14 protein-coding genes are annotated in these 16,183 nt (G+C 62.5%); 5 read left to right on the forward strand and 9 right to left on the reverse strand.

The window, feature by feature from the left end:
• Positions 1–315: 315 nt before the first annotated feature.
• The 4 genes from ACEK02_RS05825 to ACEK02_RS05840 all read right to left on the reverse strand — a co-directional run bounded on the left by ACEK02_RS05825 (position 316) and on the right by ACEK02_RS05840 (position 3,178).
• A complete protein-coding gene (locus ACEK02_RS05825) occupies positions 316–1,536 on the reverse strand; it encodes a glycosyltransferase (protein WP_371420855.1) in 1,221 nt (406 codons plus the stop codon).
• A 4-nt stretch (positions 1,537–1,540) separates the two neighbouring features.
• Positions 1,541–2,089 carry a DUF2141 domain-containing protein gene (locus ACEK02_RS05830; protein ID WP_371420856.1) on the reverse strand — a complete coding sequence of 183 codons (549 nt, stop codon included), beginning with the start codon at positions 2,087–2,089 and terminating at the stop codon, positions 1,541–1,543.
• Between the two features lie 175 nt (positions 2,090–2,264).
• Entirely contained in the window at positions 2,265–2,687 is a 423-nt protein-coding gene (locus ACEK02_RS05835; RefSeq protein ID WP_371420857.1) for a hypothetical protein, read from the reverse strand.
• Complete coding sequence (locus ACEK02_RS05840) at positions 2,684–3,178, reverse strand: hypothetical protein (protein ID WP_371420858.1); 495 nt, start codon at positions 3,176–3,178, stop codon at positions 2,684–2,686. Before ACEK02_RS05840 ends, ACEK02_RS05835 begins: the two co-directional genes overlap by 4 nt.
• A gap of 440 nt (positions 3,179–3,618) precedes the next feature.
• On the opposite strand from ACEK02_RS05840, the gene ACEK02_RS05845 reads away from it, so the two are divergent.
• The 4 genes from ACEK02_RS05845 (at position 3,619) to ACEK02_RS05860 (ending at position 10,314) form a co-directional block, all read left to right on the forward strand.
• Entirely contained in the window at positions 3,619–3,972 is a 354-nt protein-coding gene (locus tag ACEK02_RS05845) for a hypothetical protein (RefSeq protein WP_371420859.1), read from the forward strand.
• A 476-nt stretch (positions 3,973–4,448) separates the two neighbouring features.
• A complete protein-coding gene (locus ACEK02_RS05850) occupies positions 4,449–5,678 on the forward strand; it encodes a TolC family protein (RefSeq protein ID WP_371420860.1) in 1,230 nt (409 codons plus the stop codon).
• Positions 5,675–7,162 (forward strand): efflux RND transporter periplasmic adaptor subunit, encoded by a 1,488-nt coding sequence (locus ACEK02_RS05855; RefSeq protein WP_371420861.1) that lies wholly within the window; start codon positions 5,675–5,677, stop codon positions 7,160–7,162. Before ACEK02_RS05850 ends, ACEK02_RS05855 begins: the two co-directional genes overlap by 4 nt.
• Positions 7,159–10,314 (forward strand): efflux RND transporter permease subunit, encoded by a 3,156-nt coding sequence (locus tag ACEK02_RS05860; protein WP_371420862.1) that lies wholly within the window; start codon positions 7,159–7,161, stop codon positions 10,312–10,314. The genes ACEK02_RS05855 and ACEK02_RS05860 overlap by 4 nt, the downstream gene beginning before the upstream one ends.
• 250 nt (positions 10,315–10,564) lie before the next feature.
• Here ACEK02_RS05860 and ACEK02_RS05865 read toward each other — a convergent pair whose 3' ends face one another.
• The 3 genes from ACEK02_RS05865 to ACEK02_RS05875 all read right to left on the reverse strand — a co-directional run bounded on the left by ACEK02_RS05865 (position 10,565) and on the right by ACEK02_RS05875 (position 13,832).
• The gene (locus ACEK02_RS05865; RefSeq protein WP_371420863.1) at positions 10,565–11,173 is read right to left on the reverse strand and encodes a DsbA family protein; all 609 of its coding nucleotides are present in this window, start codon (positions 11,171–11,173) and stop codon (positions 10,565–10,567) included.
• Between the two features lie 120 nt (positions 11,174–11,293).
• Positions 11,294–13,261 (reverse strand): FTR1 family protein, encoded by a 1,968-nt coding sequence (locus ACEK02_RS05870; RefSeq protein ID WP_371420864.1) that lies wholly within the window; start codon positions 13,259–13,261, stop codon positions 11,294–11,296.
• A 166-nt stretch (positions 13,262–13,427) separates the two neighbouring features.
• The gene (locus tag ACEK02_RS05875; RefSeq protein WP_371420865.1) at positions 13,428–13,832 is read right to left on the reverse strand and encodes an NUDIX domain-containing protein; all 405 of its coding nucleotides are present in this window, start codon (positions 13,830–13,832) and stop codon (positions 13,428–13,430) included.
• Between ACEK02_RS05875 and fliE the strand changes: the two genes are divergently transcribed.
• On the forward strand, positions 13,809–14,312 hold the full coding sequence (gene fliE / locus ACEK02_RS05880) for a flagellar hook-basal body complex protein FliE (RefSeq protein ID WP_371420866.1): 504 nt from the start codon (positions 13,809–13,811) through the stop codon (positions 14,310–14,312). The genes ACEK02_RS05875 and fliE overlap by 24 nt on opposite strands.
• A 321-nt stretch (positions 14,313–14,633) precedes the next feature.
• On the opposite strand, the gene ACEK02_RS05885 is transcribed toward fliE, so the two are convergent.
• Both ACEK02_RS05885 and ACEK02_RS05890 read right to left on the reverse strand, forming a co-directional pair.
• Entirely contained in the window at positions 14,634–15,866 is a 1,233-nt protein-coding gene (locus ACEK02_RS05885) for a PepSY-associated TM helix domain-containing protein (RefSeq protein ID WP_371420868.1), read from the reverse strand.
• Between the two features lie 40 nt (positions 15,867–15,906).
• Positions 15,907–16,183: hypothetical protein (locus ACEK02_RS05890; protein ID WP_371420867.1), on the reverse strand; the 277-nt coding region annotated here is incomplete at its 5' end.

A 16,183-nucleotide genomic window follows, 5' to 3' on the forward strand; every position in this document is an offset into this window, starting at 1 on the left:
GTGTCGCCCGAAAACAGCCTCGGCAGATGCTTGACAAATATAGGAGCCTCAATGCTTTCCCTCCTCGCCTTGGCCGGCGGCATCATGATAGCGACAATGGCAGGTCGTTGGACGATGTGACAAAACCGGAGCAGGCATTCGCGAACCAATATGGCAGCCTGTTGCCTCGGGCTGCAGGCATCACTCCCAAACACGCACGGCCGCCGAGCGAAGCTGCGCTCCGTCGCGTGATCCATTCGTGTTCAGCACCGCAAACGACCGGATCATACGCCGCAGCGAAGGAGTTTGCTGCGGCGGCAACGCGCTGCCATCCGATCAGGCTAGCGCGCCCGCAACCGTGCAATAGGGCAATGACTCCCTTGGCCTGGACTCGACTTTTACGGTCTGCCGAGCATGGTAGAGTGTGAAGAGGTCTTGGAAGTGGGCATCCATCGTTCGCGTCCGCGGTGCAGCGTCACGAGCGACAACGGCCTGTCTCGCTCGACCAAGGTCGATGAATTGACCAATCGCCCTGGCAAGACTCGCTGCATTTGCCGCCTCGAAATGAAGACCGGCCCCTTCTATCAAATGATCCGCAGCGGCGCCGCAGTCGGGTAGGAGCATGGGAATTCCACTCGCCTGAGCCTCCGCTGCAATCATGCAAAATGTTTCGGATTCGCTGCCGTGCACGAGGGCGTCAGCGCTGGCGAGAATTGCTGCGAATTCCCGTCTGTCCGTGATCGGGGGTATCAGCCGGATATGTGGGTTATTGCCTACTGCCCGCTCGACTTGCCGGCGCGCGCGGCCTTCTCCGGCAATGATAAGCCCAACAGGGCGGTGATAGCCGGCGGCTGTGACCGCGTCGATGATCATGGGCCACCGCTTTTCCGGGGCATGGCGTCCCCCACCAAACAGCAGAAGCGCATCATCGGGCAGGTCCAGGCATTCGAGCATCGTACGCCGCAAATCCCGGCTACGCCGGCGTGGACTGAAGATGTTGGGCTGGACACCCATGCGATTGATGACGACATTCTTCAGGCCGCCGAACCGGAGGCGGGTCGAGAGGTCGTCGCTCGCGCAGATGATATGGTCAAACGCGCCGTCAAAGCGCTTCAAACGACGCCAGAACCAGTCAAAGCCTCGGTCAATCGTTTGTCTGCTCGCGATATTTCGGAACCAGCGGTAGGCATAATTGCCCAAGGGATCGGCGTGCATGATCAGGCTGCGCGGCGCCGTACCCCGCCAGTTCGCCACCATGGAGGCACTGCTCCAAGGCGTCGATGCCTCGACCCAATCTGGCTTGAGCGCGTCCAGCATGGCGTGGAGAGCGAACTCATCATGAAAATAATGGTAGCGGCCATCCAGAGGAAAACGACGCCCGACAATATATTCGATCCGGGCTCCTGGTCCGTAATGTTCCGTGCGCGGTTCCGAACCAGGCACCAGAATGACAATGTCGTGGCCCTGAAGAGGCCCTGCCCGCAATTTATGCTCGACATAGGTTTTCACCCCACCGCCGTTCGGAGAATAGAAGGCGCATACATCGACGATCCGCATAGCCTCACCGCCCTCCGATTGGCCCGAAGGACATGAAACCCGAATGATAATTGAGGATGATGCGACGCCGTGTCGGGCCATCCCCTGCCCTGATCGTCGCTTCGGCCGCTCGCGGCTTACGCAGCCGAATGCGCGGATTGCCGCCAAATCCGACGCCGTCGACCATTACACTGAACTTCCGGCTTGAATCCCGATCGTGCAACACGCTGACAGCATAAGACCCGGCTCTTGGGACCCTGATGCACAGGGCGATCACTCCAGTCTTCGGAACTGGTGTTTCGACACGTCGGAACACCTTGCCTTGGCCTACAAGGACGTTGTCATCCTGAAGAAAATCCGCGTCGTTCGAAGGATAAACCTCGACCCTCAACAATCCGACACGATCCTTGATTCCCACAATCTGTAGAATGAAGGCGGGTCCGGCTTCATGCGGTCGGCATTGACCCTGCGCCATTCCCAGGTTGGGTGAGGAAGGTACAGCCGTCGTGGCCACAAGCAGCCCCGCGCCGTGTAGCGCTAATATATGCAACTGACGTCTCCCGCTGATCGTCATGATCCTGGAAGAAGGGACGCCTCGGTGCAGGGCGTATCAGACCCGGCGAAACAGTGAGCCTATGGCTCCGCTCTCATGCCGGCTGCCCATCGCCACCACATCGGGGCACGCGGTCCCGCCGACTTTTGACGGTCCGACATTTGCAGAACCATCGAATGCCGGCGGGATCTACGGATCACATGCCGGTCGGTGGCCTGAGCAATTCTGTGACCAGCCCCGCCGTCACGAAGTGCTCTGAAAATGCATCACGTGGCGAGGACAGGATTATCGTGCTGTGGAAAATTGGCCGCAGCGGCATGCCCAGGTCGATATCGAGATCCGACCGACATTCTCCCGAACAGGCCTCAAGTTCTTCGCAGTGCCGCTCCCCTGCTCTGGCGATGTCCGGCAATTCAGTGCGGGTGTGGCTACAGCCCGCTGCGCCGCTGGTGACGAGGATCGAGTTCGCCGGCGCGCCGTCCGGTATCATGATCACGGCCAGAACCAGCGCGGCGAGCAAACGCCCTAACCACCCCTCGACGCGGGCCCGGACCTTGCGCCAGCCTCCCCAGGGACCCATTGCCGAAGTTGCAACGGCAATCCCACAATCGACGGTCATTTCTCGCCTTCCCCGGAAAGAGGGAAATTGGTGGCCCTGACAAATTCGAATCTTCCCTTTGCGCGGACGATGACTGTCACACGCTTCTGGGAGCCGTTTGTGAATATTGCTCCGTACAGACCGCCATGATTGGCAACCAGATGCTGTGATCCTTCGCTCGATCGCCCTGCGGCGAGAGTACCGTTGGCGACATGCCCGTCCTCAACATAGATCCGATAGGCTATCTCAGCGCCATCGGTGGCCCAATCCAGTTTCATCCGGTCATCGCGATTCATGTAGGCGCTGACCTGTTGCGAACGCCCCGGATCAACGGCAACGGCAACCACCACCGGAGCGGCGAAGATCGGCATGGTCGGGACCGCAGCAAAATAGATCGAAAAGCCAACCAACGCTATCAACAGGGTCACCATGGCAGAGAGAAAAACGATGAGACGCATCACGTCAGCCGACCAGTAAATATTGTGCTCCGCCGGCACATTTGAGATCGCCAAACACCTAGTCATTCGACCCGCTTTGGGAATCCACTGGCACCATCAACCAATCCTTGCTGATTCATCCGGCGTGATCAGACCATCGACTGCACCGCGAAATGTCTCTACCGCCCCAACACCGCGTGAACCTAGGTAGAGCGGCTCCCTTCTCGCTTTTGCGCTGTCCTCGAAAAATAATACGCATCGCAACCCGCTACCCCTCAGCGTATTTTTTAGGTCGCGTCGAATTTTTCCGGCTTAGGCGCGAAAGGCGAGGATATCGATCGATCGAGTTCGTAACAGGCATGATTTTCATCCTGACGAGACCAATCGAGCCGGGTGACCGCGAAACGATCGCCTCGCCCAAAAAAGGGCGACGCGACTTCAGACACACCGCGCAAATATTGCCCTAAAGCTCCCTATCGTGTAATATCGTGCTCGTGAGACGACGCATTTCCCTTGTGCTGCTGCTCGGGGCCTTAATCGGCTTGTTCGCCCAGCAGGCCGCCTTCGCGGCCGGCCCCCATCAAGCGTCCATCATGCCAGCCAAAACGATGCCGGCCACCAAACAAATGCCCGATGATTGCGCGGCCCTTATGCAGAAGGCGCCGCCTGCCGGCGAAAAGCCATGCAAGGGGCTCACCCTGGAATGTATCGCATCCATGGGCTGCGTGATTCCGATCGTTGCCGCACCCGAGCAACCGCTCACGGTCAAGGTGATCTATGAACGGTTCGAACCTGTTGCGGCGACAGCCAGCGTTCTCACAGGGCGAGTGCTTGCGCCTGATCCCGAGCCACCGACCCTTCTGATCTGAGCCTGATCGCCACCGGCAAGGCCATGCGCCGTCACGCGTCGCATGGTCGATCCCTGGCCTCCTCATCTTCAGATCCGGAAAACACGCTCGATGACCAAATCCATCATCCGTGACGCTATGCTTGCCGTCCTGACGGCAGGCTCCGCCCACAACGGCCACCCTAACCGCAAAAGCCAGCAACCGCATGGAGCGGCTGGCGTCCGAGTGCAGGAATTTGTGACCATTTCTTGGCAGGGTGGGGCATCCGATGCTGCTCAGAGAACCGGCCACCCCTCCGCTGTCATGATACCGCATGCTGCCGATTGGATGGCCGGCATGCCTGCCATGTCGCGGAGACATCTGGCCAGTTGACCCGGCTTTCCGGCCGACAACACAGCTGACCAGGACAGGCAAGAGGCGCCGGCGCAAGCCTCCGCTCTCCCCGGCATTCTGGCTGGACGTTCGTCCCCTGGCAGCCCTTATCGCAGGAGACCTGCATGCGCTTGCTTCTCGCCGCGCCGTTGCTTCTGGCAATGCCTATCGCGGCTATTGCGCGACCCGTGACCTTTCGGGATGCTCTTGCACGTGCTGCGCACACTGCTCCGCTGCTGCGTGCTCGGGCCCTTGATCTCGAAGCTCGCCATTCGACGGCATCTGCAGCGGGCCGGCTTCCGGACCCGAAGCTAGGTATCAGCCTCGACAATTTTCCCGTAACCGGCCCACCTGCCGGCACCTTTGCGGGCGATAGCATGACTGCGCAGCGCATCGGCATCAGCCAGGACATTCCCAATCTCGCCAAACGCCATGCCCGCATCGATCGCGCTGAAGCCGATGCCGTCGCCGCAGAGGCCAACGGTCTCTCGGAGGCGCGGCGGGTCAGGGTCGCGACCGCGCTTGCCTGGATCAGCCTCGCCTATGCGGAGCGCAGGTTTTCGGCGATCGACGAGGTGATCGCCAGTCTGCGGCCACTGGGGATCGCCTCGCAATCGGGAGTCGTCTCAGGGTCCGCTCGTCCCGCACAGACACTGGACATTCAGCAGGTTCTGGCAACGCTTGAAGACAGGCGGAGCCAGGCAATCGCTGACGTTGGCCGCGCGCGCGCTGCGCTGGCACGCTGGACCGGGGACGGCGATGTCGAGGTTTCAGGCGATATGCCGCAGTTCACAGTCGATCCCGTCGCATTACGGGCCGAACTCGATCACCATCCCGATCTCGGCGTCGCCGGCGCCCGTACACGCCAGACGGAAGCCGAGGTCACCCTCGCCCGCGCCGAAAAGCGGCCGGACTGGGGGTTCGATGTCGCCTACCAACGCCGCGCCGACCGTTACGGGGACATGGTGTCGGCCGGCGTGACGGTCAGCCTGCCGCTCTTTGCCAAAAAACGCCAGGATCCGATGATCGCCGCCAGCCTTGCCAGCGTCGGCGCAGCGATGGCCGAGCAGGAGGAAATGCGGCGCAGTCTTATCGCCGACCTCGAAAGCGGACTTGCCGACCATGTCTTGCATCACGACCAATGGATGCGCGCACGAGATACCCTGCTGCCGCTCGCGCAGCGCAGGGCCGATCTCGAGACCGCCAGCTATAGCGCCAGGCGCGCGGGTCTCCTTGATGTGATCCAGGCCCGATCGATGCTGGCCGACCTCCAGTTACAAACTCTGGATCGCGAAGCCGAGGTGGCGCGCGACGCTGCGCGCCTTGTGTTGACCTATGGGGGTGACGACCGATGAGCGACAAGTTTTCGGCCGGCATGCGGCTTGGATTAGCCGCTACGACTATCGCCGTTTTCGCCGGTGCGGCGGGTTACGGCTTAGCCATCTTTCAAGACGGCGGCCGAACGACGCCCCAAGCCTCCGATGCAGGCCGTAAGGTTCTCTATTGGTACGACCCGATGGTGCCGCATGAACGCTACGATAATCCTGAGACCCGGTCTTCGATGGGAATGAAAACCATTCCCAAATATGCCGACGAGGGGCCAGGCGAAGCGGGCATCGCCATCGATCCGGCGCAAGCCCAAAACTTGGGATTGCGGATCGTCGCTGCGCAGACGGGCACGCTCGGTTCGGCGCTGACCGCTACCGGCAGCATCGATTTCAATCAGCGCGACGTCGCGGTTATCCAGAGCCGCGCGGGCGGTTTCGTCCAGCGCGTCTATGCGCGAGCGCCAGGGGACGTGATCGGTGCGGGCGCACCGCTTGCCGACCTCCTGCTGCCAGAATGGGCCGGCGCCCAGGCCGAATATCTCGCGGTCAAACGAACCGGCGATGCCGCGCTCACGCGCGCCGCGCGCCAGCGCCTGGCGCTGGTGGGCATGCCGGCCGGCACGATTGCCGCCGTCGATCGCGGCGGCACGCCACACAACGTCATCACCATCTCCTCTCCCATCAACGGCGCCATCAAGACGCTCGGCGTACGCAAGGGCATGACGATATCTGCTGGTGAGACGCTGGCCGAAGTGAACGGTCTCGGCACTGTCTGGCTCAATGCCGCGGTGCCGGAAGCGATGGCGGGCCAATTGCGACCGGGCCAGAGCGCCACCGCGACCCTGACCGCCTTTCCGGCCGAGCGCTTCGGCGGCCGGATTGCGGCGATCCTGCCCGCTTTTCAGGTCGATAGCCGGACGCTGACCGTGCGGATCGAGCTTCCCAATCGCGGTGGACGCCTCAGGCCCGGCATGTTCGCCAATGTCGATTTCGGCGGAACCACACGCTCGGCGCTGTTGGTTCCGTCGGAAGCGGTGATCCGCACCGGTAAGCGAACGCTGGTCATGCTCGCGCTCGACAAGGGGCGTTACCAGCCCGCTGAAGTCCAGACCGGCCAGACGAACGGTGGCCAGACCGAGATCCTTGCCGGCCTCTCTGAAGGCGAGAAGGTCGTCGCCTCCGGCCAGTTCCTGATCGACTCCGAGGCGAGCCTGTCGGGTGTTCAGGCACGACCGATTTCAACACAAGCGGCAACACCACTCAAGCAAGCAGCGGCAAAGGCCGGCGCCTATGCGACGGTCGGCCGGATCGACAAGATCGACGCGACCGGCATCACCTTCAGCCATCAGCCCATGCCAGCGCTCAACTGGCCGGCCATGACCATGAGCTTCCGCCTCGCGAACCCCGCGCTGGCGCGCGGATACAAAGCCGGTGACCGGGTCCGGTTCAGCTTTGACCAATCACCAGCCGGTCCGACAATCAGAACGATCACGCGGGAGGCCGGCCAATGATCGGGCGGCTGATTATATGGTCGGTGGGCAATCGCTTCTTCGTCATCCTCGGTGCCATCACTCTGGTGTTCGCAGGACTCTGGGCGGTTCGATCGACGCCGATCGACGCCTTGCCCGACCTCTCCGACACGCAGGTGATCATCCGCACCTCGCTGCCGGGCCAGGCGCCGCAGATCGTCGAGAACCAGGTCACCTATCCGCTTGCCACCACCATGCTCTCGGTGCCGGGGGCGAAGACGGTGCGCGCCTACAGCTTCTTCGGCGACAGCTTCGTCTATGTGATCTTCGAGGACGGCACCGACCTCTACTGGGCGCGCAGCCGCGTGCTCGAATATCTCAACCAGGTGCAAGGACGGCTTCCCGAGCAGGCGAAGAGCGCCATCGGCCCCGACGCGACCGGGGTGGGCTGGGTCTACGAATATGCCTTGGTCGACCGCACCGGCGGCCATGACCTCGCGCAGCTTCGCGGGCTTCAGGACTGGTTCCTGCGCTATGAGCTCAAAAGCCTGCCCGGTGTCGCCGAGGTCGCCAGCATCGGCGGCATGGTCAAGCAGTATCAGGTCGTGCTCGATCCCGTGAAGCTGGCCGCCTTCGGCATTACGCACAACCAAGCGGTTTCCGCCATCCAACAGGCCAATCAGGAAGCCGGCGGTTCGGTGCTCAATATGGGCGAGGCCGAATATATGATCCGCGCCTCGGGCTATCTGAAGTCGCTCGACGACTTCCGCGCGATCCCACTGCGCGTGGGTTCAGGCGGCGTTCCCGTCACACTGGGCGACGTCGCCACCGTCCGGACCGGCCCCGAGATGCGTCGCGGCATCGCCGAACTCGACGGCGACGGCGAGGTCGCGGGCGGCGTCGTCATCCTGCGCCAGGGTGCGGATGCACGCAGCACGATCGAAGCGGTAAGGACCAGGCTCGAGGAGTTGAAGAATAGCTTGCCCCCGGGCGTGGCGGTGGTGCCGACCTACGATCGCTCGCAGCTCATCGACCAAGCGGTGGAGAACCTCACGCACAAGCTGATCGAGGAGTTCATCGTCGTTGCGATCGTCTGCGCGCTGTTCCTCTGGCACGTCCGCTCGGCGCTGGTCGCGATCGTCACATTGCCTCTGGGCGTGCTTGCCGCCTTTATCGTCATGCACGCGCAAGGCGTGAACGCGAACATCATGTCGCTGGGCGGTATCGCAATCGCGATCGGGGCGATGGTCGATGCCGCGATCGTGATGATCGAAAACGCCCACAAGAAGATCGAGCAATGGGAACATGAGCATCCCGGCGAGGAGCTTAGGGGCGCCGAACATTCGACGGTCATCACCCAGGCGGCCATCGAAGTAGGTCCCGCGCTGTTTTTCTCGCTCCTCATCATCACCCTGTCCTTCGTGCCCGTGTTCACCCTCCAGGCCCAGGAAGGCCGGCTGTTCGCGCCGCTCGCTTTCACCAAGACCTACACGATGGCAGCCGCTGCCATCCTGTCGGTGACGCTGGTGCCGGTGCTGATGGGCTGGCTGATCCGCGGCAAAATCCCGTCCGAACAGGCCAATCCAATCAACCGGGTGCTCACCTGGGCCTATCGCCCCTGCATCGACTGGGCGCTCGATCGGCCGAAGACGACGCTCATCATCGCAGCCTTGGTCTTCGCGACCACCGCTTGGCCGCTCTCACGGCTCGGCGGCGAATTCCTGCCGTCGATGAACGAAGGCGACCTGCTCTACATGCCTTCGGCACTGCCGGGCCTCTCGGCGGCCAAGGCGTCCGAACTGCTCCAGCAGACCGACCGGATGATCAAGACCGTGCCCGAGGTGCGGAGCGTTTTCGGCAAGGCCGGACGCGCCGAGACCGCAACCGATCCTGCGCCGCTCGAGATGTTCGAGACGACGATCCGCTTCAAACCCCGCGACCAGTGGCGGCCGGGCATGACGCCAGACAGGCTGGTCGAAGAGCTCGACCGGGCGGTGAGGGTGCCGGGCCTCGCCAATATCTGGGTTCCGCCGATCCGCAACCGGATCGACATGCTGGCGACCGGCATCAAGAGCCCGATCGGGGTCAAGATTTCGGGCAGCGACTTGGCCGAGCTCGACCGCATCGCGCGCGAGGTCGAGGGCGTCGCCAAGGCCGTGCCCGGCGTCAGCTCAGCGCTGGCCGAGCGGCTGACCGGCGGCCGCTATGTCGATATCGACATCGATCGGGCGGCGGCCGCACGCTATGGGCTCAACATCGCCGATGTCCAGGCGATCGTCTCGGGCGCGGTCGGCGGCGAGAATGTGGGCCAGACCGTCGAGGGATTGGCCCGCTATCCGATCAATGTCCGATATCCGCGCGAGATCCGCGACAGCATCGACGCCTTGCAGGCGCTGCCGGTGCTGACGCCGTTGGGCCAGCAGATCACGCTCGGCACCGTCGCGCGGATCGCCGTCGCCGACGGGCCGCCGATGCTCAAGACCGAGAATGGCCGGCCATCGACCTGGGTCTATGTCGATGTGCGCGGCCGCGATCTCGCCTCGGTGGTCGGCGACCTGCAACAGGCCGTGGCAAGCAAGGTCCGGCTCTCGCCGGGAGTCAGCCTCGCCTATTCGGGGCAGTTCGAATATCTCCGGCGCGCGCTCGATCGCCTGAAGATCGTGATCCCCGCGACGCTGGTGATCATCTTCGTGCTGCTGTTCCTGATCTTCGGGCGGCTCGACGAGGCGCTGCTGATCATGGGCACATTGCCCTTCGCGCTCACCGGCGGGTTCTGGATCCTCTACCTGCTCGGTTATCACCAGTCGGTCGCAACCGGGGTCGGGTTTATCGCGCTGGCGGGCGTCTCCGCCGAATTCGGCGTTGTAATGCTGATCTATCTGAAGGATGCTCTCAAGGACCGGGGCGACACACCCGCGGCTCACGAAGTTTCGCAGGCGGTGCGCGACGGTGCGCTGCTCCGCGTCCGGCCCAAGGCCATGACAGTCGCGGTGATCATCGCGGGACTGTTGCCGATCCTCGCCGGATCCGGCGCGGGCTCCGAAGTGATGAGCAGGATCGCCGCGCCAATGGTCGGCGGCATGCTGACTGCACCGCTGCTCTCGATGTTCGTCATCCCCGCGGCTTTTCTTGTGCTGCGCCGCCGCGAAATCTCGACGGAATTACCGCCCATCCAGTATGATAAGAGCCTCTGACGACAAGGGATGAAATCGCGGCAGTCCTCGGAGAAATCTGATCAGAATAGCCGACGACACCTCTTCCGCGCCCGTAGGCGCCAGAGAGCGGTAACGTGCCATCGAAGGCAGATGATACCGATGCTGCGATTTCCTCGGCAGCCGCATTGCCGGACGTGCCCGCTGTCCGCAGCTGTGTCAGACCATTAGCGCGCGGCCAGCGCTGCTGGCGCTCGCGCGTCATTTGCCGAGCCGCACGAGAGGCACTGGTTCAATCATCCGCCCTGCGAGCCCGCGCAAACAGACGCTCGAACTCTGCCTCGCCAAGCGCGCCCTCGGTCAGAACGCGATTGGCCAGATAGCCGGGCGTTCCGCGCAGACCAAGAGCGAATGCGTCGACCGCGGTCTGTCGCAAAATGCCCTCGATCCGCCCTTGCTCCTCCCTCATGTCTTCCTGCAGTTTGTTCCAATCGATCGCGACGCTCGCCGCAACGGCTCTGATCCCGTCGCTATCGAGAAGCGTCGGCGATCGCATCAGCGCGTCGTGGAAGGCGGCATAGCGGCCCTGGAAGGATGCGGCGATCGCTGCACGCGCCGCATTTCTCGACCGCTCACCAAAAATCGGCCAATCCTTGAAGATGACGCCGACGCGCAGATCGGCAGCGATCGCGCGCTGCATCGCGCCGTTAGCCCCGCGGCAGGCAGGACACTGATAATCGGTGAAAACGACGAGCGTCACGTCCTGATTGGGCCGCTCAAGCCTTGGCGCGTCGCGGTCACCCAAAATCTTTTCGATGACGGGCGAATTCGGAACCTCGACTCCGATCGAACGGGTTCGCTGAAGGACCACGCTCACCGCCGCACCGCCGGCAATCGCCATCAGCAAGCCCCGCCGGTTCATATCCTAAGCATTCGCTCCTTCGACCGCCGATATGCAAAGAAGATGGTCGCATCGACATGCTGAGTTCGCCCTGAACTCCACATATGCATGCCATCCCTATTATGCAGGTTGTGCCCGCCGGCGGTTCCAACCAAACCCAATCACCAGGGCGACGACCATAGCGGCTTGCGCCGCGACGGTCTGGATGGTGGGGAAAAGCCCCACCAGGTCGATCCGGGGGAAAGATGGCAGAGGAACGATGTCGACGATCCCAGCCTCCTGCAGCGCGGCGACGCCCTTGCCCGCGAGCACCACCGTCAACACCGCCATCAGCCACGAGCTATAGGTGAAGAACGTGCCGATCGGCAGCGAGCGACTGTAGCGCAGCAGCGCCCAGGCAATCGCCGCCAGGACGACGCAAGCCGACAGCGCACCGGCCAGCATAGCCCCACCGTTGCCCTGCGCGGTCAGCGCCGCATAGAACAGGATCGTCTCGAACACCTCGCGATAGACCACGACGAAGGCGAGGCCGAACAGAAACCAGGCCGATCGCCCCGACAGCGCCTGCGCCATCTTCTCCCGGATATACTTCTGCCACTGATCGGCCTGCGCCTTGCCGTGCATCCAGATCCCGACCGACAGCAGCACGACCGCGGCCAGCAGCGAGCCGAATCCCTCGGTCAGTTCGCGGCTTGCCCCGCTTATGCCGATCGCCCAGGTAGCGATCACCCAGGTAACGAACCCTGCCACGAGAGCGCCGATCCATCCGGCATGGACGTAGGGCATGACCTCCGTCCGCTCTGCCTTCCGCAGGAATGCGATCATCGCAACGACGATGAGCAGCGCCTCCAGTCCTTCGCGCAGCAGGATCGTGGCGGCGCCAAGGAAGGTCGAAACCGCGCTGCCCGCATTCGGCGACAAAGCGGCTTCCGCGTCATCGTAGAGCGTGCCGAGAACCTGTTGGCGCTCAGCCAGAAGATCCGGATCTTCGCTCTGCACCGCAGCGCGATATTCGATCATCAAGCCCTCGATATGGGTCATCAAGGTCGCGTCGCGCGCACGCAAGGTCGGCTCGATCGGTTCGAACCCGTCGAGATAGGCCGACAGTGCCAGTTCGCCGGCGCGCTTGCGATCTCCGGCTTTCGACGCGGCCAGACTCTGCGCCATGCGTTCGCGGACCACGCTGAGCGATCCCGGGGCCTGTGCGATCACCGCATCTGGAGTGCGCCGCAGATAGGCCATCACCGCATCGGCTTTGGGCTGTCCAATCTTGGTGCCGAGCGCCTGCGGCGTCAGCCCAACCAACGTCTTCAGGTCGGGGACGCGCTGGCGCAGTTGAGGGTCGGATTTCCAGAGCCGCTCGCCTTCCTTCGCGGCAGCATCGGAAAAGGCGAAATGGCCGACGTAGAGTGCCAGTGCCCAGCGATCGCTGCTGGGCAATTCGTCGAAGCTGCGCATCGGCGTTCCATCGAGACCCTGGGTCACGACCTGATAGAGCGCGAATACGCTGCGTTCTCGCGCCCGCTGCGCATCCACGAATGCGATTGGCGGCGGGTTGAGTTTCGCAGCATCCGGACCTCGGCCATCGCCGGTCACACCATGGCAGGATGCGCAGTTGTCGTTGTACAGCGCTTGTCCGCGCCCAAAGGCGGGCGGCGTATTGGGCGCCAGCGGCACGGGATAGGCCTCAAGAAGAGCGTTCCCCAGACTATGGGCAATGTCGGAGACGGATGACCCGTCCGCCTTGCTTGCGATCGCGGTCTCGAGCCGCGCGGCTCCCGACACCAGCGCGGCGCGTTGCGGCTCTGCCGGTAGAGCCGCAATCTTGGCACTTACCGTCGCCGCGAACTCCTTCTGTTCGGCATATTCGGAGGCGTTGGTTATCTTTCCGCGCTCGACCGCCCCGCCGTAATCCACCGCCATATAGTCGAGCAGGCGCCAGATGGTCTGCACCTCTCTCGGATCGGCCGCAGGCGCCGCCTGCGCGGCGGTCGGCGCGATGATCGCACAGAGCAACGCGATCAGCGATAGAAATGCGTGAAAAGCATTTGCGGCATTGTCGCCACTGCGAGGAGGAGAACTAGACATAAGCCTGCTTTAAATCCTTCAGCGGCCGGGGAAGCAAGCATTTTGCAAACGGCATGCAATAGCGTTGCTCTCGACGTGATCTGGACGATATCCCCACACCCCGACAAAGGCCACGGTCTCCAGTCGCGCACGCCAGTAGATCAGCTCGTCAAGGCGCGAGATCTCGTCAGAGCGTGAAAGATAGCGGTATGATATGGTCGCGCGTAAGAGGGGCTAACGGCAACGCGGCTGCCGCATTTCGATCTACCCAAACTGCCTCTTCGATCTCCGAATGCATCTCAGGCATGTGCAACGTGCGCACACGGAAAACCTCGGCCGCAACGAGATGATCCGGTTCATTGGCAGCGATCGCTGAAAAGCGCCCGAGATAGTGCAAGCGGCCATCCGATATCGAAAGACCGATTTCCTCGCGCAACTCCCGGCGCAAAGCCGATCTAGGACTTTCACCTTTTTCAATTTTTCCGCCCGCCTGCATGAACCAGCGCGTGCCAGCTTTCCGCACAAGAAGAAGGCGGCCCTGCCCATCGTCGATGAGGGCTGCCGCAATATGGATAATTTTGCGCTCGGGCATTCTACAACCTTTTCCCAGCGTCGCGCTGTTCCTGCGTTCTTCAAGCCGATCACCGACATCATGGTTAACCATTTTTTAACGAAAATGGGGCAAGCTGCTCCCGCCTTCTATCAGGAATGTGTGACGATGAACGACATGTCCGTCGCCAATGTCATGGCATTGCGAACCGCGATCCTCGATCGCCAGACAGCGCTGCGCAATCTCGCTCCTGCGCCCGCTAACCCTGTACAAAGTGTCGGCGAAACCACCAAGACGTCACCGACCAGCTTTGCTGCAACACTGGAAACAGCGGTTCAGAAGGTCAATGGCGACCTCGAGCGCGAGGACACCGTCACCGAAGCCTATGAGCGCGGCGACATCACCGACATCGCGACCGTAGCCCTCATGCAGGCGCGCGCCTCGGTCAGTTTCGAGACGACGCTCCAGGTCCGCAACAAGCTTTTGTCGGCCTACCAGGACATCATGCGCATGCAGGTTTGACAAAGAACCCGCAGGTCGGCCGATCATAACTGGAATTTCCCAGCTCAGAACGGTCCAGAATTCGGGGTGCAGGTCAGCTGACGGCGCCCGCCCTATTAAACAAGCACGCCGAAGGCGCCGTCCCGTGCGCGACCCACGTCCAGACGGCGATTAACATGCGAGGCGCCGATCTTCCATCGATTAGAAGAGCCAGTTTGAGACACAGCACGAGACAATTGCGCCGCCACCAGCGTGAGCAGGGCACTGGAGTGCGCTGAAGTAGAGCAATAGCGGGATTGCAGGCTTTGGCGAATGCGGAAGCAGCGTTGTGGATGATAGTCGTCAAGATCTAGCGCGTTCCGATCCAGTTGGTGAGCATGGTTCTTTCAGGCCATGAACGCGACGTCGCCGTCCACGAGCGAACCGGCGTGATTTGCGTTTCCGCCACCAGAGCCAAACGCCCGTTATCGAAAGCGTCGCGACAGCTACCCCCGTCAACGAAAGCGCGATTTTCATCGCGATACCGAACACGTTGCCGACATGAATATCGCCAATCCAGCTGGTGAGCGTGGTTCCGGCCGCTCTTCCTGTCGGCAAACTCGTCGACACCAATCGCCCGCTATCGCCATCGAGCCGGAGCGTGGTATTACCATTGTTACTGGGGTCGCGATTGCTGACAACGCGATATTCGTAGGCGTGGCTGGCCGGATCGTAAAATAGCAACCGTTCCGAGCGGACGACAAATCCTTCCCGAGCGGCCCACATCTTCATGGCGCGCTGCGCTTCCCGATAGCCGTCCTGCCAGCCAAGGCGAGGTGGCTGCGCCGGGTCGGCGATGCGAGGCCTAGGCGGCTGCGGTTCGCTGCCGAAAATGGCCGCCGTGACGGGCCGGTAAACCTGCGGCAGATTGAACGAGACGCTCGACCAGGCGACGACCAGCATCAACAACCACGGCCAGAGACCGCCGGCGCGGTGAAGATCGTAGAACAGGCGATACTGCCCGCCTTTAAATCTCACCGCCCAAGCGGGCGCCCACTTTGTCGCCCAGGCATAAGATCGGCGTCGCGATACACCGCGCGCCGGCAGGGTGAGGTAGGCCCCGACAAAACAGTCCAAGGTCCAGGCCAGAGCGGCGATGCCAAGGACGAACGCGCCCCACGGGCCGAGCGCCAGTTGGTCGTGAAGCGAGTATATGAAGGGCATGACGTTGATGGGGCCGCCGCCAAGGTCGCCCGCTCGTCGCCGGCCCATCACCCGTCCGCTGGCCGGATCGAGCGCGATCTGATCAAAGCGCGGCGCTGGTCCGCCCTGCTTCGCCTCCACGTAGAAAATCGCCGGCTGGTCCGCCTTCCGGGTGAAATCGACACCGTTTATCGCGTAACCGGGGACCGCGCGCGCGGCGGCGTCGCGCAGCGCGAACGGATCCAGCGCCGGCTTGGCCGCGCTTTCTGGGCCGAGCACGAACATGCTGGGCGCAAAGACACGTTCGAGCTCGTCGTTCCACGCCAGGATCGCGCCGGTGAGGCCAACGATGGTCAGAAACCCGGCGAGAGCCAGTCCGGTCCAGCGATGCATAACCGTCGCGATTTGGCGTGGCTTATTCACCTCCGCCGGCTCACAGGGTCATGCGGCCGCCGATCGTGAAACGGCGGGTCTGTGACAGGCTGAACGCGCTCGCGCGCGGCTCATAGACGCGCGTGTCGAAAACGTTGGTGAGGTTTGCCTGCAAGCGAAAACGCGGCGAGACATCCCAGAACGCACCAAGATCGAGCCGTGTCGACGATGGCAATTCTCGAACGGCGCTAGAGAACGGGCTGAGCGAAAACGGCCCATTGAAAAGGCTTTGTTGCGAAATTGCGCCTGGGGGATTCCTCAGGTGAATCGAGTGCTTT

The organism is Tardiphaga sp. (genome assembly GCF_041424195.1).
In the GTDB taxonomy this organism is placed as follows: Bacteria; Pseudomonadota; Alphaproteobacteria; order Rhizobiales; family Xanthobacteraceae; genus Tardiphaga.

Coding starts and splice junctions, on each gene's coding strand:
- ACEK02_RS05825 (WP_371420855.1), bottom strand. CDS start 1,536: ATGCGGATCGTCGATGTATGCGCCTTCTATTCTCCGAACGGCGGTGGG.
- ACEK02_RS05830 (WP_371420856.1), bottom strand. CDS start 2,089: ATGACGATCAGCGGGAGACGTCAGTTGCATATATTAGCGCTACACGGC.
- ACEK02_RS05835 (WP_371420857.1), bottom strand. CDS start 2,687: ATGACCGTCGATTGTGGGATTGCCGTTGCAACTTCGGCAATGGGTCCC.
- ACEK02_RS05850 (WP_371420860.1), top strand. CDS start 4,449: ATGCGCTTGCTTCTCGCCGCGCCGTTGCTTCTGGCAATGCCTATCGCG.
- ACEK02_RS05855 (WP_371420861.1), top strand. CDS start 5,675: ATGAGCGACAAGTTTTCGGCCGGCATGCGGCTTGGATTAGCCGCTACG.
- ACEK02_RS05860 (WP_371420862.1), top strand. CDS start 7,159: ATGATCGGGCGGCTGATTATATGGTCGGTGGGCAATCGCTTCTTCGTC.
- ACEK02_RS05865 (WP_371420863.1), bottom strand. CDS start 11,173: ATGGCGATTGCCGGCGGTGCGGCGGTGAGCGTGGTCCTTCAGCGAACC.
- ACEK02_RS05870 (WP_371420864.1), bottom strand. CDS start 13,261: ATGTCTAGTTCTCCTCCTCGCAGTGGCGACAATGCCGCAAATGCTTTT.
- fliE (WP_371420866.1), top strand. CDS start 13,809: ATGGATAATTTTGCGCTCGGGCATTCTACAACCTTTTCCCAGCGTCGC.
- ACEK02_RS05875 (WP_371420865.1), bottom strand. CDS start 13,832: ATGCCCGAGCGCAAAATTATCCATATTGCGGCAGCCCTCATCGACGAT.
- ACEK02_RS05885 (WP_371420868.1), bottom strand. CDS start 15,866: ATGCATCGCTGGACCGGACTGGCTCTCGCCGGGTTTCTGACCATCGTT.